Genomic DNA, 26,060 nt, shown 5'->3' on the forward strand with positions numbered 1-26,060 from the left:
TTGAAAATTTCAAAAAGCTGCCAAAGCAGCTTTAAATGTCAAAATCAATTTTTTCTTTTTCATTGTTATCGTCTTGTATATGTTTTTTCTTTCGAAACAGTTCTTGAATTTTTTCTACCGTTTGAGGGGTTGCATCTAAAATTTTTTCATAAAGATGGGTATTTTCATCTAAATGAAGAATTTTGATTCCATTTGTTCCAACAATAAGAAATGCGATTGGCGTAATCGATACACCGCCTCCGCTTCCTCCGCCGAAAGGAAGTTTTCCTTTTTCACCTGTAGTGCTGCTTCCATAAGGACTGCTTGAATGTTTTTCACCTGTCGGTCCGTAAAATTCACTGCCACCTGCCGCAAATCCGAATCCCACTTTTGAAACGGTCAGTATAACACTCCCATCAGGAGTTTCAACTGGATCGCCAATTATGGTATTGACATCGATCATTTGCTGCAAGTTTTCCATTGCCGTTTTCATTAACCCTTGAATCGGATGATCGCTCATACTTTTGCCTCCTCTAAACTATGTTCATTCTTCTTGTTTTTCTTGGCAAACGGTAAGTTTCGCCATAATGCTGTTTTTGATCTCGACCATTTTACGAGACGCAATCCTGCTATGATAGCATTCCCAAGTCGGAATTGCATCATACATACAAATGTCGTTTTCAAAACCATTCGGTTGAAATTAGGAAAGATTGAAACAACTGGATAACCTATTAATGTAAAGTATCGGGAAGCGAAATAAATAATAGAGCTTTTCATCCCCCATAGTGTACCCGCCGACATTCCTGTTGAGGCAGCTTCTCCCGTTCCGATTTCAGTACGCCACTCCCATTTTACAATCCGAACCTTCTTCAAAAATTTCCGAATAATAAAGGAAAAATGGATAACATTTTCCAATATTTCTTTAAAATTTTGCAGCTTCTCAAACAGCTCTTCAGGAGTCACTGTTTCGGACGATTTTTGAGTTGAATGTTTCGTTTCTTTTTCTTGTTTATAAACAATATTTGGACCTTCTTGATCCAGTTTTATAAAAGGGATTTTGATTGTGTAGCGAATAAGGCCAAAAAACAATAGAAATGTCACTCTTAACCGATCGTCATATTTATCGTGTTTATATGAAAGTACAATCGTTAATTTTGTCATTGCAACAAGAAGCACAAATATCAAAAATAGGAAAAAGACTATTGCAAGCCAAAATGGCATAATTTCACATCCTTTCAGTGAACCATTATCACCTCTCTATAAAAAAATAAACCTGCCTTTTCGGCAGGTCATCTTGAAAACCTTTCATCATGAATAACTGTTGTATCGCTGAATAAATCGTGCAGTCCTTGTTTCTTTTTTGTAAAAGCAACGATCAAATATCCAATCCACGTAACCTTGGAAATGTACCGTCCGATCCATTCCCTGAAGAAAACATCGGTCCATGTAAGCTTATCATTTTTTAAAGATATAACACGCAGGCCAAAAACCATTTTCCCGAGCGTTTGTCCTAAAAACTTCGTCATAAGAATAAAGTAGGAAAAGAAAAACAAGGCGCTTAAAATTCGATAAGGTGAAAAAATAAAATCGCTTTTTTCCAATCCGATCAGTAAAAAAAGCGGATTGGCAACAATTCGGATGACGCTTGAAACAACAATGAGGTCAAGCAAGTATGCCCAAAACCGCATCCAAAATCCCGCAAAGTGATAAGAGATGTCTGTTTGAACCTCACGCTTTTGTTCAATTTGATTTATTTCTTCAAATGTTCCATCCATGTTGGCACCTCCTACTCCGAATATAAATACATCAGGCGGGGAGAATTCGGTTGTGAAAACAATTTGTATAGTCCCTGCATTTCCAGATCTTTAGAGATCACCTTCCCAGCCATCATGGAAAGGAACGATTCAAATCCAAAGCTCGATTTATATTTGAATACATATGGATCTGATAAGTCTAAGTCTTTTTTCATCATTTCCACCGCATCATCAAAATAGCCTAGCTCGTCAACTAAATGGAGCTGCTTCGCCTGCCGGCCGTCATAAATTCGTCCATCGGCAATTTTCCGCACTTCCCCTTCATCCATCTTTCTTCCTTGCGAGATTACGTCTACAAAGCCTTCATAAGCGTTATTCACCATTTTTTGAAGAATTTCTCTTTCCTCTTTTGTCATATCTCTTGTTGAAGAAAAAATGTCTTTATATGGACCGCTTTTGATCGTTTCTACTTTCACCCCAAAGTTTTTTGCCAATTCACTGTAGTTTATTCCTTGCATAATGACCCCTAGCGAGCCTGTCATCGTATCCGGTGCTGCAATAATTTTATCGGCAGGAGTTGAAATATAATATCCTCCTGAAGCTGCCATGGTTCCCATCGAAACATAAATCGGCTTTTTCGCCTTTTCTTTAACTTCCATTAGTTTTTTATGAATTTCTGCACTTTCCACTACTCCCCCGCCAGGAGAGTTGACTCGCAAAATTATTCCTTTTACGCTTTTATCCTCGCCGGCCTTTTCAATCAATTTCAAAAATTCTTTATGATTGTAGCCTTCACTGGCAAAAATCGATGTAACATCTTCTCCCGTATCTTGAATCACTCCATTTACTTCCAGCACCGCAATTTTTTCATCCGGCATTCCTTCTTCAAGGACTTCCTCGGAAAACTGCGATTCAAAAAAATTCTCAGACAATTTTTCTGCATTTGAAACAGCCATAGAAGTAAAGCTAATGATCATCGAAAAAACAAATAATGCTGCGGCAATTCCTAACGCAGCCCACCTTTTTCCACTCAAGATGTTTACCTCCTTGATTCAATTTCACCTTTTTTGACATGTTCCATTATAAAAATGTTAAACTATATATCATAGTGTATTTTAACATTTATTTATATAATTGTGGAGAATCTTCCAAAAAGAGGAGGTTTTTTTGATGGATCCACGCCGAAATATCTACTTCTTTTACAAACATAGCGATCACCTTGAACAAAAAATAGCATCGTTGATTGACTTGGCGAAGCAGTATGATTTTCGTCCTGTTGAAGATTGGAGACAAGCGAACATTATCGTAGCAATCGGAGGAGACGGAACATTTTTGCAAGCGGTTAGAAAAACGCAATTTCGCGACGACTGTCTGTACATAGGCATCGCAACTGAAGGGCATATCAGTTTTTATTGTGATTTCCATATAGATCAAAAAGACAAATTAGTTGAAGCTTTTCAGCTGGAAAAGGTTGAGGTAAGAAGATATCCAACCATCGATGTCACCGTCGACCATGAAGTAAAGATTTCCTGCTTAAATGAATGCAGTGTCAGATCAGGAATTATTAAAACATTTGTTCTGGATGTATTTATTGATGATATGCATTTTGAAACGTTTCGGGGCGACGGAATGATTATTGCAACTCCAACAGGGAGCACAGCCTACAATAAATCTGTGAAGGGAGCTGTCGTCGATCCGCTTATAGACTGTTTTCAAGTAAGTGAGCTTGCATCTTTGAACAATAATCTATATCGGACGTTAGGATCCTCTTTTATTTTAAGCGGAAATCGAAAGCTTACATTAAAAGTAGTGCAGGACGGCAACGATTATCCGATTATCGGAATGGACAACGAAGCTCTAAGCATTCGTCATGTCAACCAGCTGGATATTGAATTAGGAAAGAAAAAAATTAAAACTGTTAAATTAAAAGATAATTCTTTCTGGGATAAAGTGAAAAGAACCTTTTTATAAAATGAAAATGAGCGAAAAGGATCACCTTTTCGCTCAAAAGCCAAAATATTCATTTATTGAAATGTTCCGCCACCGCCAGATAGTTGCTGCTGAGCAAAAGATACAAGCCGCTTTGTAATTTCTCCTCCAACGGAGCCGTTCGCGCGGGATGTAGTATCAGGACCTAAGTTTACACCGAATTCTGATGCGATTTCAGTTTTTAATTGCTCAAGTGCTTGTTCAGCACCAGGAACTAAAATTTGGTTAGAGTTGCTAGATCTGTTTTGAGCCATGTGTCATTCACCTCCTTGTGGATATAGAATGTGAAAAAACACATGGCTTCATGCATAAAACGAAATGGTAATTGTTTTGAACTTGTGGAATATTATAGTAAATTTTCAAAATCCTCTTCTATTTTTTCTTGTATATCATGTTTTCTTGGAAATTCAATTGTTACTGTTTCCTCAATCGCCTTCTGAATGAGAGGTTGAAAATCTACATAGCTTTCAAGCTTTAATATTTTCTCCCTTTTCGGCTTCGTTTTCGGTGAAGCTGGTGTAAAAATAGTACAGCAGTCTTCATAAGGTCTGTTTGAAATCTCAAACGTATCAATTTTTTCGGCAATTTCAATGATTTCATTTTTATCCATTGAAATTAAAGGTCTCAGTATAGGAGTTGTCGTCACTTCATTAATAGCATACATGCTCTCAAGCGTTTGGCTTGCTACCTGCCCTAGACTTTCGCCTGTTACAATGGCTAAGGCGCCTCGGTTTTTCCGAATTTCATCGGCAATTTTTAACATCATTCTTCTAGTCGATGTCATTGTATAATTTTCTAATATTTTTTGCTGAATGGTCACTTGAATTTCTGTAAACGGAACGATGTGAAGCACGATTTTGCCGCCAAATTCGGTTAATTTTTCTACGAGATCCATAACCTTTTGCTTCGCTCTTTCATTCGTATATGGAGGGCTGAAGAAATGGATCGCTTCAATCTCCAAGCCTCTTTTCATTGACAAATACCCAGCGACAGGGCTGTCAATTCCTCCAGAAAGCATCAGCATCGCCTTTCCGCTTGAACCAACCGGAAGCCCTCCCGCCCCTTTAAAATCTTTGCACATTATATATGTGGCATGCGGACGGACCTCTACGCGCACGTTTATGTCCGGATGATGAACATCTACTTTCAAACCGTCAGTATGAATAAGTATATGCCGGCCAATTTCATAATTGAGTTGGTCTGAAGTTAACGGAAACGATTTATCTGCTCTTTTGGCCGACACTTTAAAAGTGTCTCCGTTTTTATACAATTGCTTGACTGCCTGTAAAGCCGTGTCCTTTATGGCTTCGATGTCGCTTTTCGTTCTGATTGCCAAACTGAAGGACTGTATGCCAAAAACTGTTTGCAATTTTTCCGCTACCTTTTCCCCGTCTTCTCCATTTAATTTGATGAAAAGACGATCTCTGTTCGCTGTATACTCTAAAGACGAAAAGGAAGACAATGCAAGTTTTATATTGTTCTTCAAATGGTTAATAAAATGTTTGCGATTTTTTCCCTTTAAAGACATTTCACCATATCTGACTAAAATATGATCATATTGCATGTTTATAACCCCATTATATTTTTTAATTTTTGTATAGATGATGGCAGGACGTCAATCAACGGCTTGACATCATCGATCGTCTGCCCAATTGAAAGGCTTATGCGGATGGCGCTTTCGGTGATGCTGCTTTTTTTGCCCATCGCCTTCAATACTTTGCTTTCTCCCTTTTTCCTTGAAGAACAAGCTGAAGTAGTGGAGACATAAATATTCTCCTCTTCAAGCATATGAACTAAAACTTCCGCTTTTATACCAGGTACAGAAAAGTTGATAATATGAGGGGCGGAAGATTCCTTTGGTGTGTTGATAATAATGCCATCTATTTTTTCAAGCTCATTTATAAGATAGTTTTTCGTATTAATCAGACGATCGATCTTCTCTTCATAGTCATTGAATGCCAGCCTTAAACCTTTCGCTAGGGACACGTTGCCCGCTAAATTTTCGGTGCCTGATCTAATGCTTGCTTCCTGGCCACCCCCTGATAAAAGAGTGAGAATTGGTGTATTTTTTCTAATGTACAACACTCCTGTACCGTTTAGGGCATGAAATTTATGGCCAGATATTGTACATAAATCAATTCCCGCTTTTTTTATATTTAAAGGAACCTTCCCGACTCCTTGCACGTGATCGACATGATAAACGATGTTCGGATAGTTTTTAAGTATTTCGCCAATCTCTTCAATTGGCTGAATCGCTCCGATTTCATTGTTGACATGCATAACGGACACTAAGATTGTATCGTTACGTACAGCCTTTTGTATGTCAGCTGGAGACACAATGCCATTTTCATTTACAGGAATCCACGTCACTTCAAACCCGAATTCTTTTTCAAGCTGTTCAAATGCTTCGCTGACAGAAGGGTGTTCAATTACAGTCGTAATCAAATGCTTTCCTTTATGTCTTTGTGCAAAAGCCGCGCCTTTAATCGCCAAATTATTTCCTTCCGTTGCTCCAGACGTAAATATGATTTCCTGTCCGCTTACACCTAGCAAATCGGCTACTTGTTCTCTTGCTTTTGTTAAAAGTCTTTCCGCTTGAACACCCAAATGATGAAGAGATGATGGGTTCCCGAAAAACTTTTCCGCCACTTGCCGGTACGTATCAAGTACATCAGGGTAAGGCTTTGTAGTTGCACTATTATCCAAGTAAAGCATCGGTTGTATACCCCTTTGAATTATATTTTCTAACACTTTGCAATGCAATATTAACATAAGTAAATTGAAATGAAAAAGAAAAGATCATCACATAAACGGGCTCATTCAGACGAAAGCCTTTGTCCACGCACGTAAGCCGCTTTTTTTGTGAATTCAACAACGTCATCTTCGATCATCGTCGTCTTCCCACATCCGCCGATCCCAAGCAGCGTGTAAAACTTCCCGCGTTCAATCTTAAAAACTGACATCATCAAGCACGACTAACCTCGCTCAAAACGGAAGATTTCCCCTTTCTTCGTCAGTCGTTCCCCATTTCTTGAACCGCAAATAAAATTTGAGATCAATCTCTTCCTCATTCCTATCAATCACTTTTAGAACACAGAGTAAAGAAATAAAAAAACTCGTTACTCCTCTAGCATTTTGCTTTAGAGAAACGAGAAAAAGCTGATTTTCGCCGCTGTTCATTATGCCATAAAAAGAGACATCGGCTCTATTTTTCAAAGAAGAACTAAAAATAAGCCACTCATTAGACGCCTATAGATCAAAAAGTTACGTTGTTCAAGAAAAGACTGCCGGAATCCTGCCACAGCTGCCAGCAGGTGCAATAGTTTAAGCTGCTGATGATTCGTTTCTTGAATCCGTTCATCATCATGTCCTTTAGCTGCCCTTTTTTCTTGCTCCTTGCCTGCCAGACTCGGGAAACGTCAATCCTTGAAAAAAAGTTTTCATGACGACCTTCGTTTCTATTTCCTTTTAATGAAGGGGCTGTCTAATAAGTCGTTTTTTCGGGTTATTGACCCCTTTAATGTTTTAGAAACTTTGATATATCGGTGTTTATGATTTTTTGTTTTCGATGGGAGCTTGACTTTCTGGACAACTCCAGCGTATTACCGAATATTGCTTCAGCAACATGTTAAATGATATCCAAAGGCACTTTTTTACGAGGTTTTGGAAATGCTTCATCAAGTCTGTCCAGGTCTTCTTGGGTCAATTCAATCGCAGCAGCTTCAGCATTCTCCAGAACATGCTGCTCTTGCCCAGCTTTTGGAATGGCAATGACATCATTTGTGCGTATCGTCCAAGCAAGTGCAATTTGTAATGGTTTTACATTATATTTTTTGGCAATTTCATTAACAGTTGGATCCGTCAACAACTGCTTTCTTAACGCACCTCCTTGGGCAAGGGGGCTGTACGCCATAATCGGTATATGATGTTCCCGGTGCCAAGGCAGCAGATCAAAATCAATTCCTCTCGAACCTATATGGTATAACACTTGGTTTGTCGCACAGTTTGATCCGTTGAGCGTGTTCCATAGCTCTTCCATATCGTCTGTGTCAAAATTGGAGACTCCCCATCTTAATATTTTTCCTTCTTTTCGCAGATTTTCCATACCTTCGATTGTTTCTTCTAAAGGAATGCGGCCTCGCCAATGTAAAAGATATAAATCTAAATAGTCCGTCCCCAGCCGTTTTAAGCTGTTTTCACATGCAACGGAAATCTTGTCTAGTCCTGCATTATGCGGATACACTTTAGAGACTAAAAACACATCATCTCTGCGCCCTTTGATTGCTTCGCCGACTAAGCGTTCAGAAGCGCCATTTCCGTACATCTCAGCAGTGTCAATTACTTTCATGCCCAATTCTATTCCAAGTTGTAAGGCTTTTATTTCTTTAGCTTTCTCCTGTGGCTTATCTCCCATGTACCATGTTCCTTGACCTATGCATGGAACAGTCGTACCATCAGGCAGCTTCACTACTCGTTTTTCAACATGACTTCTTATTTCCATGATTTTATTACTGTCCAATAATCCCATCCACTCTCGACCCTTTCCGTTATATTGTGAATTTCCCATTCTATAAAATTCCGCTTTCATACCTTTTCGACTTCAAAAATATGTACGTGCTTTCGAAACTTGTTTTTAGTGTTTGTTTAATTGCTATTGTTTCCCTTTTACACCTTTATAACAAATGTGGCAATGAATTACAATAAAAAAGCCCTTCACAGCGGCAAGCGCCTAGAAGGGACAAATAAAAATAAGGAAAGGGCGATTTGCAAAATCATCCGGCTGTGGAATTTCATTATCTTATAGATAACAAGCTCTGCAATTGTTCATGTTTGTACGAGTGGAGTTTCAATTTCTTATAGGTTTTCTCATGTTAAGTGAAAAAATATGCTCTCCAAACCGACATTTCGCACAGCATTATTGCTTCAACTCCTCATAGTTATATAAAAATGCTTACTGACTATAGTCCAATATGGAAGCATGGGCAATAAAAATGCCCGTCTTTCAAACGAAGACAGGCATAAATCATAGATCTTTCAATTCATTTTCAACAAGCTTCTGTATTCTTTCCATCGCTTCCGAATCGATTTCCTCTATGGCAGCAGCCGCTTGCTCCAAAGATTTGCTGTATTCATAATTTCTGAACAACTGTTCAGCTTCTTTTAATTTTTTATCAAGGCCCGAATACGTGCTGCGGTATCGATTACCGTATTGTATTAATCTTTCGACTAAACAAACTTGGGCAATGATCTCATCTGTGTTTTCTTTTAATTGTTCGATGATGCTCACAGCATCGTTTAAATACGTTTGGACTCGATCCATATCGAGCGGAATTTCTTCAAGCGCATTGCTGACCTTTTCAAACGATTGCTGAGCAGTTTGTAATTGCTCCACGAAGCTTTCCGGAAGGCCGGGAATGTTGTTTTTTCGAATCGCCCGTTTAATCTCAGCCATCATTCGCTTTAGTTCTGCTAATTTGTCGCGCGCGTTTAATTCATCCTTTCTCAATGCCTGAAGCATCGAATGCCATTCGTTGTATTTTTCCTTTGCTTGATCAATTTGCTTATTAAAACTTTCCAGTTCCTCCTGTAAAACGGAATACGCAATATTGGAGTTCTCTATGCTTGCCAAAATATGCTTGTAATGATTTTTCAGTTGGTTCATCAGTTTATCCAACTCTTTTAGCTTGTCGACATCATCATTTGACAGCTGGTAGCTTTGCTGTACAAGACTGACTTGTTCTTTTAAATCATTTTTTTCCTCTAATAAAGATTGCAGCTTTTCCCCGGTTTTTTCCGCTTCTTGTCTTACATATTGGCTCGCATACACTTCCTTCTCAAGCATTTCGTAAATGTTATCAATCGTTTCTTTTATGGAATCAAGACCCATTTTCACGTCTTCTGTCTCTGCTTCACTTAGCTTCTTTTTCAAGCCCTGCATTTTTTCCTCAATATGCGAAATTTCTTTTTCCACTTCCAAATGCTCAAGCTTGTAGCCATCCTCGAGCAGTTTTTTATACCCTTCTTTCAATTCGGAAATTTCGTTCGGCACAATCATTTGACATTCAGTTAAAAGCTTTGGAATCTCCTCTACTTTTAATTGGAGTGCTTCAAGCTTCTGCTTTTGTTCATCCAAAATTTCCTTCGCTGTTACGTAATTTCCTGAGTTCATTTCCTCATCAAATTTTTCCATTGTATGTAACATTTCATATAACTCTTTTTCCAGCCGTTCATACGCAGTTCCAAATGTATGGCGATGGGAGAGCAGTGTTTTTTTCAACTCTTTTAGCTGTTGTTTGACTGCTTCACCTTCTGTCTTATTATTGCTTTCTGTTGCAACAAGATCGTTAATGTGCTGAACAATGCCGGCTATTTGTTCTTCTATTTCTTTTAAAACCGATTCAATATGTAATAAAACTTCTTTTGACTTTTTAAAGCGGTATTTTTCAGCATATTCCTCCGCTTCAAACAGAAGCTCTTCCACCTTCGGAAGCCTGCTAGTGACGATATCATCCCATTCTTTTCGCCAGCGTTCAAACAATTCTTCTGTTTCTCCACTCATTATTAATTCTTTTACTTTGGACAGTTCATCTGTTATGGACTGATTCATAATGTCTATTTTCCAAGCTTCAAGACGGTCTACTTCTTTATAAATATTTTTTCGAAATCCATAACCGATTCCAAATAGAAGGAAAATCAATAAAATTAATACGATCACAACTTCCATTATGAGCCCCCTCGGTCCGTTTCACTTTCTTAAAGGGTATATATATATTTTAAACGACGTTGTCGAAAAAACTTTCAAAAGAAAATAATGTGTTCTCAATGTATTTATGATACCATGATAACGACATTTTTTGAGCAAAATTTTTAATTTTTTCACATAAATCTCGACAAACTTGAGGTGATTTCTATGAAAAAAGATGGACATGTTCACACCCCTTTTTGTCCCCACGGTACGGACGATTCATTTGAATTGTATATTGAAACTGCCATAAAAAAAGGGTTTTCTGCTATAACCTTTACAGAACATGCTCCATTGCCGGAAGGGTTTGTTGATCCAACTCCCGATAAGGACAGCGCAATGCCCTTCAGTGATATCGACCGCTACTTGTCTACTTTGCTAGACTTAAAAAAACAATATAAACGCGATATCGATATTCATATCGGTTTAGAAGTAGACTATATTAACGGTTTTGAAAGAGAAACAGCGCAATTTTTGGACAAATACGGTCCTTTTCTTGATGACAGCATTTTGTCCGTACATTTTTTAAAATTAAATGGACAATATTATTGTGTAGATTTTGATGAACATACGTTTCAAAAAATGGCGGAGCTTTCAGGCGGCATCAATCATTTATACGAATTATATTATGCGACAGTATTAAAAGGGGTTGTTTCAGATCTTGGAAAGTATAAGCCGAAGCGGCTTGGACATATTACGCTAATACACAAATTTCAAAAGCTTTTCCAAGCCACATTTGATGAAAAGCCTTATATTGAACAGATTTTTGCTGAAATGAACAAAAGGGGGATGGAACTGGACGTCAACACTTCCGGTTTACGAAAAGCCTTTTGCGGAGAAATTTACCCGCCAGAGGATATTATACAAGCGGCAAAAAAACAAAGCATCCCTCTCGTTTATGGTTCTGATGCCCATAGCGCGAAGGATGTAGGCAGCGATTTTTCACTCTTTGAAAAAATGGTTTAGTCATTTGATTGTTTTTCGTTTTTCTGAAAAAGTATTTGTTCCAGCCATGAAACCAGCTGTTTACTATATTGCTTGACAAAATAATCTTCGTACGGATTAATATGTAAAACTTCATACATGTATTGAGGCTGTAAAAACGGCATATTTATTAAGCTTTTGAATTGTACTAAAAAATGGGGAATGTCTACTTGTTTAAATTGGTTCGCTCGCATCCCTCGTTCAAGCAGGTTAAGCAAATAATATTTTTCTTTCGCTAAATAAGTCATCATCACCTGGCGAATGAGAGTCGAATCAAGCGTTACTTCTCGGTGGACAAAACGGGCAAGCCGGCGATTTTCATATTGATAGCGGAGAAGTTCTTCAACGATTGCCATAAGAGAGAGTTTTGGAGATTCTGTACATTTTTGATAGCATTGATCGATTACGTCTAAATAGCCTTCATAAAACTTGGACACTAAATGTTCCAATAATCCGTTTTTTCCTTTAAAATAGTAAGAAATATGGGCGATATTTGCATTGGCCCGTTTGGCAATTTCCCTAACCGATGTTCCGGTGTAACCTTTTGTATTAAAAAGGAAAATTGCTGCATCAACGATATTTTCTTTCGTAACAGTGTTCGTTTTCGTTTGCAAGTGGATCACTCCTTTTGTTGATGGCTGTTAGAAGTTTTCTACCCGCAACGATATTTTCCTGCTATAATTTCTCGACAAAGTTCGTACTTACTTGTCATTTTGAAAAAGAAAGTGAGGAATTTCCATGTTTGTCGTCGAAAGCTATAATGGAACAAAAGAAGAAAATTATGAGCTTGTGTTAAAACAGCTTACAGCATTGATTGAAGGGGAAAAAAATGTCATAGCGAATTTAGCTAATGCATCCGCCTTGTTGAATCAATTTTTGTCAGAAATCAATTGGGTTGGTTTTTATGTAAAAGACGGAGATGAGCTTGTTCTCGGACCTTTTCAGGGGCTGCCGGCATGCGTTCGAATTCCTATTGGCAAAGGTGTATGCGGAACGGCTGCTTTCGAAAAAAGAACGGTGAGAGTGGCTGATGTAAATGAGTTCCCTGGACACATCGCCTGCGACGCGCGATCACAATCGGAAATCGTTGTCCCGCTTATTAAGAACGATGAGGTAATCGGTGTGTTAGATATTGACAGCCCGATTAAAAACCGATTTGATGAAATAGACCAAAGATATTTAGAAAAATTCACGAATATTCTTACAGAATACCTTTAATAGCCTTGTTTTTCAAACGCCGGAAGTCGTGAACAGGTGGAAATGAGCATTCAACTTTTGAACCCTTTCAAATGATATAAAAAAGGGTCCCTAGTTACGATCTGTCAAACGATTTTAACAAATCAGAGCAATACCTAGGAACCCTTTATGCTCTTTCTTGGTCTAAAACCGATACTTGATTTTTTCCATTGCGCTTTGCCTGATACAAGGCATCATCTGCTCTTTTAAAAAGAAGGGCAGGCGAATCATTTTTATGGGCTGCATCCCAACAGGAAACACCGCATGAAACTGTTACAGGCGGTTTCGTTGATTTCCGCACAGCTGAAACAATTCTGTTTGCCACTTCACATCCGATTTTTAAACCCACTTTAGGAAGATAAATGGCCAGCTCTTCTCCGCCCCATCTAGCTCCTACATCTTCCTCCCGTATGTTGTTCCTTATAGTTTTAGCAATTTGAATAAGCACTTTATCGCCTACTTGGTGGCCATACGTATCATTGATTTGTTTAAAATTGTCTACGTCTATTAAAATTAATGTGCCTCTTTGGTCTTCTTTAAACGATTGATGAACAACCTCGTCAAAATATTTTCTATTAAAAAGACTTGTAAGCGGATCTGTGATCACGAGCAATTCCAGCTTTTCCCGAAGCATGGAGTTCGTAAAGGCGAGTGTAGAATGAGACACAAGCGATTCCATTAATTTGTACATATCAAACGTGAAGGAATACGGTTCTTTACGCAGCACAACAGCAAATCCGATGATTTTTTCACTGTCGATCATCGGAACAGCCATTATTGATTTATAAACGGCTTCCCCGAGAATGGAATTGGAAATATCGCCAGTGAATACACTATTTTGCTCCAATATATTTTGTGCAACCCAATCAACGTAAGCCTTCGATTCATCTGAATGGAAAAACGATGTACTTTCTGAAAGCATGTTCCATTTTTTATTTTCATCAAAAATAAAAAAAGCGGCCTCATCTGCAGAAAATGAACGAAGCATTCTTTTAACCATGTATTTCATCGTATCTGAAATCCGCAAGTTTTTATTAATTTTTCGAGCCGTATCATTAATGAGCTGCAAATCGTTTACATGCTGCTTCGACTGTTCATACAGCTTGGCATTTTCCAGCGCTTTGCCGCCGGCCTTTGCCACTTTTTCGATCATATCGATTACGTCATCGATTTGTTCAATATGAAGTGGGATATGTACATCAATTAATCCATAAACACCCTGTCTTCCTGCAATCGGGACATAAATATAGAGCCCGTTTGACGAGCTTCTTACGACCATATCGCCTTTCAAAAAGGCTGTCATAGCTTCCTCATACTGATCTATTTCCTGCTCCAAATTTTTCACAGGAATTTCATGTCCTAATGAATAATCCATTGGCAAAATGAAATGGCATAATAGGTCGGGATACATTTGCCTCAAAGTGTTATAAAGCTTGTTTAACACTTCTTCTTCTTTCATAATGGAATAAAGTTCATCAGTTAATAAAAACAATTGATAATATTTTTCTTTAAGCGTTTTTTGCAAATATAATTTTTTTCCGTGAAAAAACATGGCAAAACATATTTTAGAAATTTTTTCTAGTTGTTGATTAGAAAGTTTGTGAAGTACACGGCCTCCTCTGAATTCCAACAGCATTTTTGGAGAGGATTCTGCCGAATACTGCAAAAACAATCGTCCTTTTTCTTTGTAAACTACAAATTGTTCATCGTCTTTGAAGCTAAATGATTTCGAAGCACCTTTTACATCGTCATTGCTCGAGTATTGGCATAAAAAAAGATTCGAACCGATCTCTTTCCAAATCGACACATTTTGAAGATTAAATGCTTTGATTAAAATTGCAAACATTTCATTAACAAATTCATCGAAATGCTGTCTGTCCGAATCATTCATAAGTAATCGGAAAAATAAGTTTTCAAAATGATCCCAATCCATACTCCACCACCTATAACCGGGAAAATAGACCTTATTACTTTAATAGTATTATAACATGAAGCACAATTTTTTTTGTGAAATAATTGGTATTTTTTTCACAAAAAATAGAAATAAATGTGTGAAGTTCGTCGGATTAAATATTCCTTTTCGCTGACAGCAAAGGAAATAATCTTGACACCGCTCATTTAAAATCATATAATGATCGTTGTGTAAAATATAGCAGCCTAAGGATTCGACAATTATGATTACATTTTGTTCCTCAAATCTGAGGTGTACCGTGTAACTCTCTGCTGCTGGAGCGAAGGTACATGAAAACAAAATGTGCATAATTGAGAGAATCAGTCTGTTTGTATTTTACAATCGAAAATACAAAAGGAGGAGCAATATGTCTCGTTATACAGGTCCTACATGGAAAATTTCCCGCCGTTTAGGCATTTCTTTGAGCGGCACAGGCAAAGAGCTTGAAAAACGCCCGTATGCACCTGGTCAGCATGGTCCAGGCCAACGGAAAAAACTTTCTGAATACGGCTTACAATTGCAAGAAAAACAAAAGCTTCGTCATATGTACGGAGTTAACGAACGTCAATTCCGCAATACTTTCGTAAAGGCGGGCAAAATGCCGGGTATTCACGGTGAAAACTTCATGATCCTTTTAGAGTCTCGTTTAGATAACATTGTTTATCGTCTTGGCTTGGCTCGCACTCGCCGTCAAGCACGCCAATTGGTTAACCACGGCCATATTTTAGTGGATGGAAGCCGCGTGGACATTCCGTCTTACCAAGTAAAACCAGGCCAAACGATTTCTGTCCGTGAAAAATCCCGCAACCTTCAAATCATTAAAGAAGCGGTTGAATTAAACAACTTTGTTCCTGAATATTTAACATTTGATCCGGAAAAGCTTGAAGGAACATACACTCGTCTGCCTGAACGCTCTGAATTGCCTGCGGAAATCAACGAATCGCTCATCGTCGAGTTCTACTCTCGTTAATAAAATTAGATTGTATAATTCAGTATTTAAAAACCCTGAAACCCTTGAGAAGAAAGGATTTCAGGGTTTTTTTGTTTCAATTTAGGTTTTCATAATGTATTATTTTGGGGCAAGTGGGGCAGCTTTTGGAGCTACTTTTTATAAAAATGCGGACAGATGCTGAATTATTTTTATATACACGAAAGTGCCAAAATGAGATTTAGAGCCTGTGGAAATCTTGAAATCGTATCAGTACATTCAGATCTATCACGATTCATAAAATGTATGTGCATAGTAAAACGTTTTTATAACTTCCTGAATCCGTGACAAAACATCTTTACAATGGTCGCAAACCGTTGATACGATAAGGGAAAACGACGTTGACGATTCTTCATCAAGTAGGTGATGTGATGAAAGATTTCCCGATTCGGTTTGTATTGACAGATGAAGCGATTACCCCAAGTGCTGGGCTTGCTCTCGTTGGCTACTTACTCCATCGAACGAAACTGGATAAACGGGTAAACGCACTTCGGCTTCCAACGGTTCGTCGAGAAGTGCACATTTCCCATAGCGATGTCATTCGCTCGATGATTGGCTTGCTTGCCACAGGAAAAACGGATTTCGATCATATCGAAGCGTATCGTCAGGACGATATCTTTTCGGCATCGATGGGGATTCAGCACGTGCCTTCCTCTCCAACCTTGCGACAACGACTCGATCAGCTCGCTTGTCTTCCGATGACCGAAACGATTCTTTGGGAGGAGTCCATACGTCTGTTGATTCAACGACATGCCACTTTGTCCCCTTGTTGGACCAAAGGAAAGACGACATGGCTTCCCCTTGATATAGATGGTTCCCCATTTGACAACTCCGATACGAAAAAAGAAGGAGTCAGTCGAACGTATAAAGGATTTGACGGTTTTACACCGTTGTTTGCGTATGCAGGGAAGGAAGGGTATCTCGTTCATGCCGAGTTGCGTCCAGGGAAACAACATGTGCAAGACAACATGCCCTCGTTTTTAGTCACCGCTATCCGTCGAGCTCGTCAACTGACTTCATCTCGTCTGCTTGTTCGCATGGATGCAGGAAACGATGCAGAAGCGAATGTGCACGTATGCCTAAAGGAAGACGTGGACTTTGTCATCAAGCGAAACTTACGCCGAGAATCGAAAGCGCTTTGGTTCCAGATCGCTTCGCAAAAGGGCAAACGTGTCGATGATGGACAAAGCGAAGGAGTACAAACCTATGAGCTATGCCTTCCACAGAAGGCAGCGATCGATGGGAACACGTATACGTACGTTCAAGTCACCCAAGTGACGGAACGGACGATGGAACGCAATGGACAGCTGATGCTCGTTCCTGATTATGAAGTGGAAAGCTATTGGGTGCGGCTCAAAGGATACGAGCATGTTCGAATGAGCGATGTGCTCGCGTTGTATCATGACCATGCGACATGCGAACAGTTTCATAGCGAACTGAAGAGCGACTTAGATTTAGAGCGGCTTCCATCTGGGAAGATGAAAACGAATGCGCTCGTGTTGGTCATGGGAGCCTTCGTTTACAATCTTCTTCGTCTGATTGGACAAGATCTATTAAGCGATCCGAGACATCCGTTGCACCACAAAGTGAAACGCCGCCGCATCAAGACGATTATTCAGACGGTGATCACGATGGCAGGGCGACTCGTCCGTCGATCACGACAGATCTGGATGAAACTGACGCGAAGGAGTGGCTATAGCGAGCCCCTACTGAACGTCTATCAGAAATGGAGAGAGGCAAGATAACGAACGAATGTTCGGGCACTGATGTCCAACGTCACTCCCTGTGCTTTTTTGTCTATTTTTTTGGTTCGTATACCTAAAAAAGAGATTTGTTCCATTTTCGGAAATAGAGATGACATAGGTCATAAGCATAAAAAGGGTTTTATGGATTATCAATCCATCAAAATTACAACAAAATCAAAGTCGATTTCAATTCATCACGGATTCAGGAACTTAAAATTTTCCCTATTTTTAACTAATTCTTTTTACTCACATAAAATACACGGGACATTTGCTCTATTGAATTTAAATTGTTTAGTTTTGTGCCTGCATGCCATATCGTTGCAGAAAAAAGCTTGAAGACTCACTTCTTAAAACAAAAAAAGGAATTGAGTGCATAATGAAGAATATTTATATACGGCAATATTCTATTAGATTTATTTGTAAAATCCCAATAACGAATGCTTTCACAGCTGGTGAAATAATATCGATTAACGATCTTCTAATGAAATAGATGCTGATACATCGGTGACAAAGCAAAATTTGAGGTAGGAATTTAGTTCTTTACTCAAATTTAAAATTAAAAGTTGATGATGAGTAAGAAATCAATTTTTTAAAGGGGCTGCCTGATGAGTTCCTAAAATGAAAGATTTGGGAGAAATACTGCAGTAAAGGACAAAAATAATTGAATCAAATTTGTAAATGTCCTTCATAAGAGGCAATGAACCCAACAAGAAGCAATTATATGTGCTGAATGTCCGTCAGAAAACTTTTGAAGAACCAATTCAGAAAGAGGGAGCATAAGAAAAGTCCTTCATAAGACTTCTGAAGGATATAAAAAGATAGAAAAATGGTCTGCCCGATAAGTCCCTAAAATGAAGGGGCTCGAAAAAGTCAGTTAACCTTGACCTTTTGGACAGCTCCTTGTTTCTTTAAATATTACAGTATTTCACGCAGGTGGTGGACGATATATTGGATGATTTTAATTTGATTATATTCTTATGGAGAACTTCATTTGTTATTTCAATACTTACATTTATAATTGGTTTACTCCATCGTTCTTGGCTGTTTATGCTTATTAGTACTGTAACATTTTTACCAGTTGCATATTATTTTCTCGGTGCGTTAAACGCATGGCGGTTAGTTGGATATATACCAATTTTATTATTTTCACTTACAGTCCTGTTCTGGTTTCTTAAAAAAAGAAATAAGAGCGGAGAGAAAATAAAACGATAAGATCTTCCTCTTCAACAAAAGTATTTGAATAGATAAATGCAAAGATTGACCATAAAATTTGGCCAATCTTTTTTGCATAACCGTGTTATGAAAAAACAAGTGGAATATTGAAAAATCCAAGATTTAACATTCAATTGTCTTTCCTTTTCCCAAAGCCTACCGCAAGTCCTAGAAAAATATACGCATAGGACAGGATGATTAATTCCAAAAAGCCAAATTTATGAAAAATAAGTGAATCCGGAGCTTTTTCATCGATATAATCCCCCTTGCCAACCATATAAACCCCGACCAAGAGATAGATCACAATGGATATTGCCAAAAATAATTTACCGAATATAGTAAAACGAAATTTAGAAACAACTAACGCAATTATCATCCAATATCCTAATCCAAGTAAGACTAAAAAAATTGAAATATAATATGGCTCGTAAACAGCCAATTCACTAATTTTCATTGTTATCGCTCTCCTTGATTCCTTTTTATTATGGATTACATCCTTATATCCCGTCTCCAAGGCTCCAAATTCCTTGGGGATTTCCAATTTCAATTCTCTTTCCTTTTCCCAAACCCTACTGCAAGTCCTAAAAAAATGTACGCATAGGACAGGATGATTAATTCCAAAAAGCCAAATTTATGAAAAACAAGCGCATCAGGTGCCTCCTCATCGATATAATATCCTGTTCCTACCATATAAGCTCCGACCAATAAATAAATTACAATGGATATTACCAAAAAAATTTTACCGGAAATCTTAAATTGATATTTAGAAATAGCTAATCCTATTAAAAATAAATAACCTAAACCGAGTAAGATCAACAAGATGGATATATATGTAGGTTCATAAACACTTGGCTCAATATTCATAATCATCTACACTCCTTCTCACAAACAAAAGTGCTCCATCATCCTCTAAGTTTGGGGCATCGACAGAACCGATAGCTCCGAGCCCGCTTCTTGATCGTCTATGCCAATTTTCACTTCAAATCCATCTTGCCGAGAGATCACCTCTTCCCCCTTCTCCACCAGTCGGAACTGTTTCTAAATCTTCAATTAAATCACAGGGCAATTCGTCATATAATCAGGCGATGATAATTGTCTGAAAATTACTTTGTGCATTTACTGGAAAACTCGTATAAAAATAAGGACAAAAAAGTGCAATGAAACCAAACAAATATTTTTAATTTTCATATAATTACCTATATAACTAGTATTTTACAATCAAAATAAAATTTGACAAGCTTTTCTTTATTAAAAACCCACTCCCAAAGAGGGTGGGATGCTATGGATGAAGGTTTTGTACTTATAAAAAAAACTCTTTTCATCAAAGAGGGTTCGAGTTCTTTAAATTTTAACAATCCTGAAACTAGTTACTTTTTTTTTAACTTTAATAAAAATTTTTCTTCCGATTCTCTTGTAACGAACACAATATTAAAATGGGTTGGCAATGTGGGAAAATCATCAAAATTTCTACCATTTTCCCATTCCAATTTTGCATTCTCTAATAGCTCAATAAATGATGAAAACAGTTGCTCTTTCAAAATAACAAAGGGACTATTAAGAATATAGTGTGCATTATTTACTATTAGTAAATATTCATTTTCCTTAATCCAATCCAAATCATTAATACATTCATCTAAAGCCTGCCAATTACAACCAAAATAATCTGGAAAACTCATTTTTCGTACCAATTCCTTCAAAAGCTTTGTTTCAGTTGTTCATTCTTTTCCTTCTAAATAAAAAATCTTTACATTAGGATTTGCAGTATTTTGAATCATGCGAATTCTCTCCATAGAATATGCCAAAAAAATGTTCTTTTACTGTTTTCCAATAAATTCTGATAACTTATCATTTTCATTCTATCTTATCCTTCTGAACGTTTTGTAATGATTTTTTGTGTAATAAACCCTGCCATTAGGCTGATTTATAACTACTCTTTCTGCACCTCTATTCTTTCCTTTTACATTATGAAAGGTTCGCCAACCGCACTTCTCTTCCGGCAGCCCTCAAATGGTTACTTTTTATCTCTTTCCCCGTGAACGGATCTATCTTATTTGATCTGTAACTATATCATCCTGTATTTGATTCCGTATATATTCTTCAATTACTTTCTTATTTCTTCCTACCGCATCCACATAAAAACCTCTGCACCAAAATTTTCTGTTGCCATACCGATATTTTAAATGTACATGTCTATCAAATATCATTAAACTGCTTTTCTCTTTTAAATATCCCACAAACGAGGAAACACTCGTTTTTGGCGGGATATTTACTAACATATGAATTTATGAAGAAAGATACGAAACTTTATTTACTTTCCATATAAGCTGCGTTTCTTTTTCTAAAAAAGTTACAACCCACCCGAAATGATGTAAACGATCAGTAAATGTCACCTTATGATTTAGTGTCCATGTTAAATCACCTAAATATCTCCAATAAAAAGATTCGTGTGGTCTGTCTACTCTTACCAATCTTTCTTTTTTTAAAACCTTATTTCCTTTTCGACGTTTTATTTCTAAATATATATCTACATAAGAGACTTCGTGTTCACATATAATGCTACATATATATCTACGATTAGGGCTGCTTTTTTTCTTATAGATAAATGTATTTTTGTAATTTAATTCTTTTATCTTGTTGTATATTTCACGAAAAATTTGCTTATCCCATCCTCGCTCATCAGCAAGTTTTTCCATACCCTCTTGTAACACTTCTAATACCATTTTCTTTTTTTCCAAGTCATCCGTAAGAGAGAAGTATTGATTATAATCCATTTCAACATAAACAGTAATAAAATCGGGTACCATTTCCATTTCAATTTCTTTCTCGCTTAATTTAGATAGCTCCGGTACGCATTGAATGATAACCCCCTTTTCCCCATCTGTATGAATTTCGGGCAAAAGACAAGTATAAAGTGATGTAATACATCTTGTTTCATAATGAAAGATGGCGGACTTGCTTTGCCTATAATTGGTAAATGGGCTTGTCTCACCAGTATCATAGTCAACTATTACAGTATGATCAAAATAGTTTATATCACTTGGAATAGAAAGTTGAATATCCCTTATAACAGTCATTTTTTCACTTCCTTTTATTAAATTTATGGACGATAGTGAAATGGAGGTGATAATTTGTTGTTAGGCTGGATTCTATTAATGTATTCCTTATGCTTTTTTTCCATCTCAGTGCATTATACCTACCACGTATGTTAGTTTTTACTATTCGTGAAGCATACCGATCTGTCCTGTATTGCCTATTCCACTTTCTAACTTGTCTTTCAGCGCGATATGATTTTCCCTTTTTAGAAATCCTTCCACTACTAATACCAACTTTAACTACTTTATTAGTTTTTTTATCATAAATTTCATATCCATGATGTATCGCAGAATTTCTTTTACGATTCGAACGATATTTTTTTGAAATTTTTTTATACTTCTTGTAGACCTTATAAATCTTATAAGCTCTATAAGCCCCCATTCCAGCTATAATAACAATATGAGCATAATGCCCATCCGGATCGACCAACATCACCGGGTTGTTGTTTGCATACGTATAGCCGTTCTGCGTCAAGATATCGTCCGAATCTCCTGGATCAAGGTCCATGGATAAGAACACGCCATGGGTTGGGTGGTAGTATCGGGCGATCAAGTAGTATAGCCCGGTCTCTTCATCATATTGGTATCCTGCGTAGCGATATGGGTTTTCCGCTGCCATATCCCCTGATTGGGAAAGAATATTCCCCCACGTATCGTATTGATAGCTCGAGGCAATGTTTCCTAGATCTAAAAGAAAAAGTGAGGATTTGTTCCCCACTTAAATAATAGAATTCACCTCAAATGTATAAGGCATTAACTCTTTTTTAACAAAATTCTAGCAATATCATCTGTATTCGAAGTAATAATTAATTCTTCAGGAGTACGACCACAACTGATTAAAAATTTTCGTTTTTCCTTCTAACAACATCGCTATTCCTGCTTCAAAAGTAAATTGGAGCGCATTTGAATTAGCTTTGCAATAATAATTCTCTTCTATAAATGTAATCAACTTAAACCCATTTTGAGACTTCATTTTCTTCTTAACTCAAGTTTGACAGAGTACACTAAAGAAAAGCCCGAAAATACTGGTGTTTTGGACTTTACCCACAAAACGTACCACTACACTTGTTAGTGGCACGTGTTTTTTTCTAATACTCTAGGAGGCGCTTGTGTGACAAGTGCTTCAAATGCTAGATTTGCTTGACCTTGTAATTCTGTACGAACGATTTGCTCTTCACCATTCACGCGTATTTTCGAGGCCTTCATCTGGCTTACATCATGCAAAATATCCTTTACACTTGTTTGGCATCCTATTTCTTTTAGCTTATAGGCCAAAAAGGATTCCATGACAAGCGCAAGGAAACAAACCATGATATGGCCTCGAATACGAGATTCCACTCGATGGTACATCGGGCGAAGTTCTAGATTCGACTTCAGGTTACGAAAGGCTTGTTCCACTCTCCACAACTCTTTATAGGCAAGTGCTGCCTCTTCATCCGTTAATGACGAGTTGGTCCGAATGGCGTACTTTCCGTCAAACTTTTCGTCATTGGATACCTTCTCTTCATCAATTTTGGCCGATGCTTTTTCTATCGTTAAAAACTTGGAATACGCACGGTTTTTGACGAGTCCAGATGGACCGAGTTCATCAAGCTTCGATTGAAGGTTTTCTAACACGACTTGACGACTCGCTCGATCACGTTCTTCAGCGTCCGGATTGTAACAGAGTACATACGTTTCGCCATCGATTTTCTTTGACTTCACTTTTAGATTCGGGAGAACCTTCTTATATGGCCCACGGATGGATAATAGCTCTTGGGCTTTCTTCGACTTTCGTAATTTGACACCCACAATATATTCCATGCCCAGTTCACGAATTTGATCTAAGTTGGCTTCACTAACCATTCCGCGGTCTCCCACTAGAATGACTTTCTGAATAGGATAGCGCTTCTTCAGGTCTCCAACCACCATGCCAAATGTCTTCGTATCATGCATGTTTCCAGGGAAGACTTGATGCCCAATCGGAATCCCTGTTTTGGTCATTAATAAGCCAATCACGACTTGTTTTCGATCTCCACGATGATCTTTGGAGTAACCATAGTGAGCCAGCAGTTCGTCTGCTTCCTCTCCTTCGAAATAGGTGCTTGTCGTGTCGTAAAACACGATATCTACTTCTAATGAAGTTAAATCGGTTAAATGTCCATAAAGTTGTTCCTCAATTTTTTCTTTTTGTTCACTTAAGAAGTCTAATGCACGATAGTAGTGATGGAGTTGAATGTCTGAAAGACCTTCTGCATAAATCGTGTCGATCCATTGTTTGAAGATATAATGCTTACTATTGGGATCCATGAGACGGTTTAACACCATGGCAAAAATGGCTTCGTCATACTGAGAAGCAGCCTCGGAATCATCCATGATTTTACGTAATAGCCGACCAAGCCCTAACTTTTCCCATACCTTTCGGAACAGATAAACCGGCCCAAACTCTTTTGTCCAAAGCACGGAGACAGAAGAGGAAGAGCCTTGCCCGTGAATTCGGTCAAAGTAACGCTCTGAAAATTTGGCTAATCCCTCGATTATGTTATCGACAGAGCCATTCTCTAATAAATGTTCTAACCTCCCTAGATTACAAAGCGTTTGTTGCCGAACTTTATTGTCTACACGAAATGTACGACATATTTGTAGATATTGACGAACTGAACCATTTTTATTTTTTTGCTTATTAATTCGAATATACATAGCACTAATAGTATAACATATATTACATATTATTGGATATACAAAAGTTATCCACATAACACTACATAATGATTATATTTTCGATAAAAAAAGTGGATAACTATTGGTATAATCACCTTTAGTTATCCACATGTAGTGAAATGGTGTCAAACTTGAGCTTAATTTTTATATATTCTGGTTTATCTTTAGGATTAAACGAATGAAGTTTCAGCATTTCTTTTTCCCTTATCATGATTATAGTAATTTTTTAAATTTTGTAATAAAACTTCAACTTCCATTTTATATACTCTAAAACTATTTTTTTTAAATTTTACTTTTCTTAAACTTATTAACAACAAGCTGAGAAGCCATTGAGTTTTGTTCTCTAGTAAGCTTGAATACGGTATTTGCAAAATTTAATTTCAAACAGAGCGTCAGAATTCTTAAATAGTACTTTTGAATGTTTCAATTAACATATTTTCAATTTCTTTTTCACCAACGATTCCAAGAGGGTTAGGGATTTTATCTGCTTCTTCTTTAGAAATCACCTCGCATTCTAAAATTTCCTTTACACTGTCACCAACGCTTTTATAATACTTATCCATAAAATAAATTTTATATGGCAACTGACGTAATTCCTCATCATCAAATATTTTATTAGTATAATTTGTGACTAATATCCATTTTCCCTTTTTAATCCCAGTGATTCCTGTATTGGCTATGAATAAAAATTGTTTCGCTTTTATCATCTGGAAAATCTCATTTATTGGAAGCTTTGTTGAAGAGAACTTGTTCAGATAGCCAATTAAAATTTCTTCGTTTCTGTTTCTACTTATTTCTCCAGATACAACAACACCGTATACATATTTACTAATATCTTCTAAATAAATTTCAAAAATATCCCCTTTACTTATTACGTTAGATTTTAAGTTATTTTTTTTGAATTTTATTTTTACCTCTAATATTGTTTTTTCGGGGGCTTTCCTCCGATCAAAATTTAAAGCTTTAAATAATGTCTCTTCAATCTCCTTTAACGAATCATCGTTCATTTCTTTAAATTTAGAAGTAAGTAATTCATGCAACTCAAGTATTTTTTCATTCATTGCAATTCCCCCATCTACTTTAATTACCTATATATTTTTCTAACAGAGGATGTCCTTATCGCCACTTTTACTGACTTAGAGACAAATGAAAAGTATTTCGTTGATACCACTCAAACTGAAGCATCAATAGCATTTTTGGTCCCAATAGGTGTAGTTTTAGGAGGGTCCCTGGTTTCTCATCTGATTGCTATTTCTGCTGCAACAGTTGTAGCTGGAGTGACTTATTATGCAGCTACTAAAGTTGTAAGCACCTTAAAAAGAAAGGATCCAAAACACTATATAGCAAAATTGTATAATGGGAAATTGTATATTGGGAACAGTGTTTCTCAATCAACTGCTGCGTCACATTTAAGAGCTGGGGGAGATATTTGGTCTCGAAGTAGTTCCCTTGCTTGGACTATAGCAGATAAAGCAGGATACTATGCACCTACTAAAGCAGAAAAACATGGTACCGGGAGCAATTACTTTTGGCATTATCATGCAAGAGATGCTTATAATAAAAGAATAGGTGGACATTCGTTCTATTAAAATAGGAGCATTCCTGTAATGAAGAAATTTGAGGTTTGATAAAAAAAGTCCCCTTGGTATAGTACAGGGTGTCAATGCGCATTGACCCCGAAATTAAAT

At 37.3% G+C, this 26,060-nt stretch carries 26 protein-coding genes and 1 pseudogene; 6 read left to right on the top strand and 21 right to left on the bottom strand.

What is annotated here, in order from left to right; genetic code table 11:
- Positions 1–31: 31 nt before the first annotated feature.
- From ytfJ to sppA, 4 genes are all read right to left on the bottom strand, one after another.
- The gene (gene ytfJ / locus NSQ41_RS14500; RefSeq protein ID WP_066247839.1) at positions 32–499 is read right to left on the bottom strand and encodes a GerW family sporulation protein; all 468 of its coding nucleotides are present in this window, start codon (positions 497–499) and stop codon (positions 32–34) included.
- Complete coding sequence (locus NSQ41_RS14505; protein ID WP_339210207.1) at positions 496–1,200, bottom strand: DUF2953 domain-containing protein; 705 nt, start codon at positions 1,198–1,200, stop codon at positions 496–498. The genes ytfJ and NSQ41_RS14505 overlap by 4 nt, the downstream gene beginning before the upstream one ends.
- A 68-nt stretch (positions 1,201–1,268) precedes the next feature.
- A complete protein-coding gene (locus NSQ41_RS14510) occupies positions 1,269–1,754 on the bottom strand; it encodes an RDD family protein (RefSeq protein WP_063387373.1) in 486 nt (161 codons plus the stop codon).
- A gap of 11 nt (positions 1,755–1,765) precedes the next feature.
- Positions 1,766–2,767 carry a signal peptide peptidase SppA gene (gene sppA, locus NSQ41_RS14515; RefSeq protein ID WP_063387372.1) on the bottom strand — a complete coding sequence of 334 codons (1,002 nt, stop codon included), beginning with the start codon at positions 2,765–2,767 and terminating at the stop codon, positions 1,766–1,768.
- A 136-nt stretch (positions 2,768–2,903) separates the two neighbouring features.
- Between sppA and NSQ41_RS14520 the strand changes: the two genes are divergently transcribed.
- Positions 2,904–3,704, top strand: coding sequence for an NAD kinase (locus NSQ41_RS14520; RefSeq protein ID WP_339210208.1), 801 nt, complete (start codon positions 2,904–2,906; stop codon positions 3,702–3,704).
- A gap of 53 nt (positions 3,705–3,757) precedes the next feature.
- Here the strand turns inward: NSQ41_RS14520 and NSQ41_RS14525 are convergent, their stop codons facing one another.
- The 6 genes from NSQ41_RS14525 to ezrA all read right to left on the bottom strand — a co-directional run bounded on the left by NSQ41_RS14525 (position 3,758) and on the right by ezrA (position 10,446).
- Positions 3,758–3,976 (bottom strand): alpha/beta-type small acid-soluble spore protein, encoded by a 219-nt coding sequence (locus NSQ41_RS14525; RefSeq protein WP_063387370.1) that lies wholly within the window; start codon positions 3,974–3,976, stop codon positions 3,758–3,760.
- 92 nt (positions 3,977–4,068) lie between these two features.
- Positions 4,069–5,286, bottom strand: coding sequence for a tRNA uracil 4-sulfurtransferase ThiI (gene thiI / locus NSQ41_RS14530; RefSeq protein WP_066247844.1), 1,218 nt, complete (start codon positions 5,284–5,286; stop codon positions 4,069–4,071).
- A 2-nt stretch (positions 5,287–5,288) separates the two neighbouring features.
- Positions 5,289–6,437 carry a cysteine desulfurase family protein gene (locus NSQ41_RS14535; protein ID WP_339210210.1) on the bottom strand — a complete coding sequence of 383 codons (1,149 nt, stop codon included), beginning with the start codon at positions 6,435–6,437 and terminating at the stop codon, positions 5,289–5,291.
- A 101-nt stretch (positions 6,438–6,538) separates the two neighbouring features.
- Complete coding sequence (locus tag NSQ41_RS14540; protein WP_339210211.1) at positions 6,539–6,688, bottom strand: hypothetical protein; 150 nt, start codon at positions 6,686–6,688, stop codon at positions 6,539–6,541.
- Between the two features lie 662 nt (positions 6,689–7,350).
- On the bottom strand, positions 7,351–8,250 hold the full coding sequence (locus NSQ41_RS14545; protein ID WP_339211636.1) for an aldo/keto reductase: 900 nt from the start codon (positions 8,248–8,250) through the stop codon (positions 7,351–7,353).
- 495 nt (positions 8,251–8,745) lie between these two features.
- Entirely contained in the window at positions 8,746–10,446 is a 1,701-nt protein-coding gene (gene ezrA, locus NSQ41_RS14550) for a septation ring formation regulator EzrA (RefSeq protein ID WP_339210212.1), read from the bottom strand.
- 186 nt (positions 10,447–10,632) lie between these two features.
- Here ezrA and hisJ point away from each other — a divergent pair, with 186 nt between their 5' ends.
- Positions 10,633–11,430: a histidinol-phosphatase HisJ gene (hisJ, locus tag NSQ41_RS14555; protein WP_339210214.1), complete on the top strand. Its 798-nt coding sequence runs from the start codon at positions 10,633–10,635 to the stop codon at positions 11,428–11,430.
- Here hisJ and refZ read toward each other — a convergent pair.
- Positions 11,427–12,062, bottom strand: coding sequence for a forespore capture DNA-binding protein RefZ (gene refZ / locus NSQ41_RS14560; RefSeq protein ID WP_327856529.1), 636 nt, complete (start codon positions 12,060–12,062; stop codon positions 11,427–11,429). The genes hisJ and refZ overlap by 4 nt on opposite strands.
- A gap of 124 nt (positions 12,063–12,186) precedes the next feature.
- On the opposite strand from refZ, the gene NSQ41_RS14565 reads away from it, so the two are divergent.
- Positions 12,187–12,666 carry a GAF domain-containing protein gene (locus NSQ41_RS14565; RefSeq protein ID WP_066247848.1) on the top strand — a complete coding sequence of 160 codons (480 nt, stop codon included), beginning with the start codon at positions 12,187–12,189 and terminating at the stop codon, positions 12,664–12,666.
- Between the two features lie 145 nt (positions 12,667–12,811).
- On the opposite strand, the gene NSQ41_RS14570 is transcribed toward NSQ41_RS14565, so the two are convergent.
- Positions 12,812–14,617 carry a sensor domain-containing diguanylate cyclase gene (locus NSQ41_RS14570; RefSeq protein ID WP_339210215.1) on the bottom strand — a complete coding sequence of 602 codons (1,806 nt, stop codon included), beginning with the start codon at positions 14,615–14,617 and terminating at the stop codon, positions 12,812–12,814.
- Positions 14,618–15,002: 385 nt separating this feature from the next.
- Here NSQ41_RS14570 and rpsD point away from each other — a divergent pair, with 385 nt between their 5' ends.
- Together rpsD and NSQ41_RS14580 are read left to right on the top strand one after the other, a co-directional pair.
- Entirely contained in the window at positions 15,003–15,605 is a 603-nt protein-coding gene (gene rpsD, locus NSQ41_RS14575) for a 30S ribosomal protein S4 (protein WP_063387361.1), read from the top strand.
- A gap of 389 nt (positions 15,606–15,994) precedes the next feature.
- Entirely contained in the window at positions 15,995–17,368 is a 1,374-nt protein-coding gene (locus NSQ41_RS14580; protein ID WP_044899598.1) for an IS1380-like element ISGsp2 family transposase, read from the top strand.
- Between the two features lie 1,342 nt (positions 17,369–18,710).
- Here NSQ41_RS14580 and NSQ41_RS14585 read toward each other — a convergent pair.
- The 9 genes and pseudogenes from NSQ41_RS14585 to NSQ41_RS14625 form a co-directional block, all read right to left on the bottom strand.
- Positions 18,711–19,034, bottom strand: coding sequence for a hypothetical protein (locus tag NSQ41_RS14585; protein ID WP_144597833.1), 324 nt, complete (start codon positions 19,032–19,034; stop codon positions 18,711–18,713).
- An 89-nt stretch (positions 19,035–19,123) separates the two neighbouring features.
- Entirely contained in the window at positions 19,124–19,444 is a 321-nt protein-coding gene (locus NSQ41_RS14590; RefSeq protein WP_339210216.1) for a hypothetical protein, read from the bottom strand.
- A gap of 503 nt (positions 19,445–19,947) precedes the next feature.
- Positions 19,948–20,256, bottom strand: a complete 309-nt coding sequence (locus NSQ41_RS14595) for a barstar family protein (protein WP_339210218.1) — start codon at positions 20,254–20,256, stop codon at positions 19,948–19,950.
- Positions 20,257–20,436: 180 nt separating this feature from the next.
- On the bottom strand, positions 20,437–20,580 hold the full coding sequence (locus NSQ41_RS14600; protein WP_339211638.1) for a ribonuclease domain-containing protein: 144 nt from the start codon (positions 20,578–20,580) through the stop codon (positions 20,437–20,439).
- Positions 20,543–20,862 (bottom strand): annotated as a pseudogene (gene tnpA / locus NSQ41_RS14605) (IS200/IS605 family transposase); the annotation flags it as partial. The gene NSQ41_RS14600 and the pseudogene tnpA, both read right to left, overlap by 38 nt.
- Entirely contained in the window at positions 20,863–21,654 is a 792-nt protein-coding gene (locus tag NSQ41_RS14610) for a hypothetical protein (protein ID WP_339210219.1), read from the bottom strand.
- A gap of 4 nt (positions 21,655–21,658) precedes the next feature.
- Positions 21,659–22,291, bottom strand: coding sequence for an RHS repeat-associated core domain-containing protein (locus NSQ41_RS14615; RefSeq protein WP_339210220.1), 633 nt, complete (start codon positions 22,289–22,291; stop codon positions 21,659–21,661).
- Positions 22,292–22,740: 449 nt separating this feature from the next.
- Entirely contained in the window at positions 22,741–24,351 is a 1,611-nt protein-coding gene (locus NSQ41_RS14620; protein WP_339192846.1) for an IS1634 family transposase, read from the bottom strand.
- Positions 24,352–24,773: 422 nt separating this feature from the next.
- Positions 24,774–25,433, bottom strand: a complete 660-nt coding sequence (locus tag NSQ41_RS14625) for a hypothetical protein (protein WP_130158294.1) — start codon at positions 25,431–25,433, stop codon at positions 24,774–24,776.
- On the opposite strand from NSQ41_RS14625, the gene NSQ41_RS14630 reads away from it, so the two are divergent.
- Positions 25,407–25,961 (top strand): hypothetical protein, encoded by a 555-nt coding sequence (locus tag NSQ41_RS14630; RefSeq protein ID WP_339210222.1) that lies wholly within the window; start codon positions 25,407–25,409, stop codon positions 25,959–25,961. The two genes, NSQ41_RS14625 and NSQ41_RS14630, sit on opposite strands and share 27 nt — an antisense overlap.
- Positions 25,962–26,060 lie beyond the last annotated feature (99 nt).

Source organism: Aeribacillus sp. FSL K6-8210, assembly GCF_037963925.1.
In the GTDB taxonomy this organism is placed as follows: Bacteria; Bacillota; Bacilli; order Bacillales; family Aeribacillaceae; genus Aeribacillus; species Aeribacillus composti.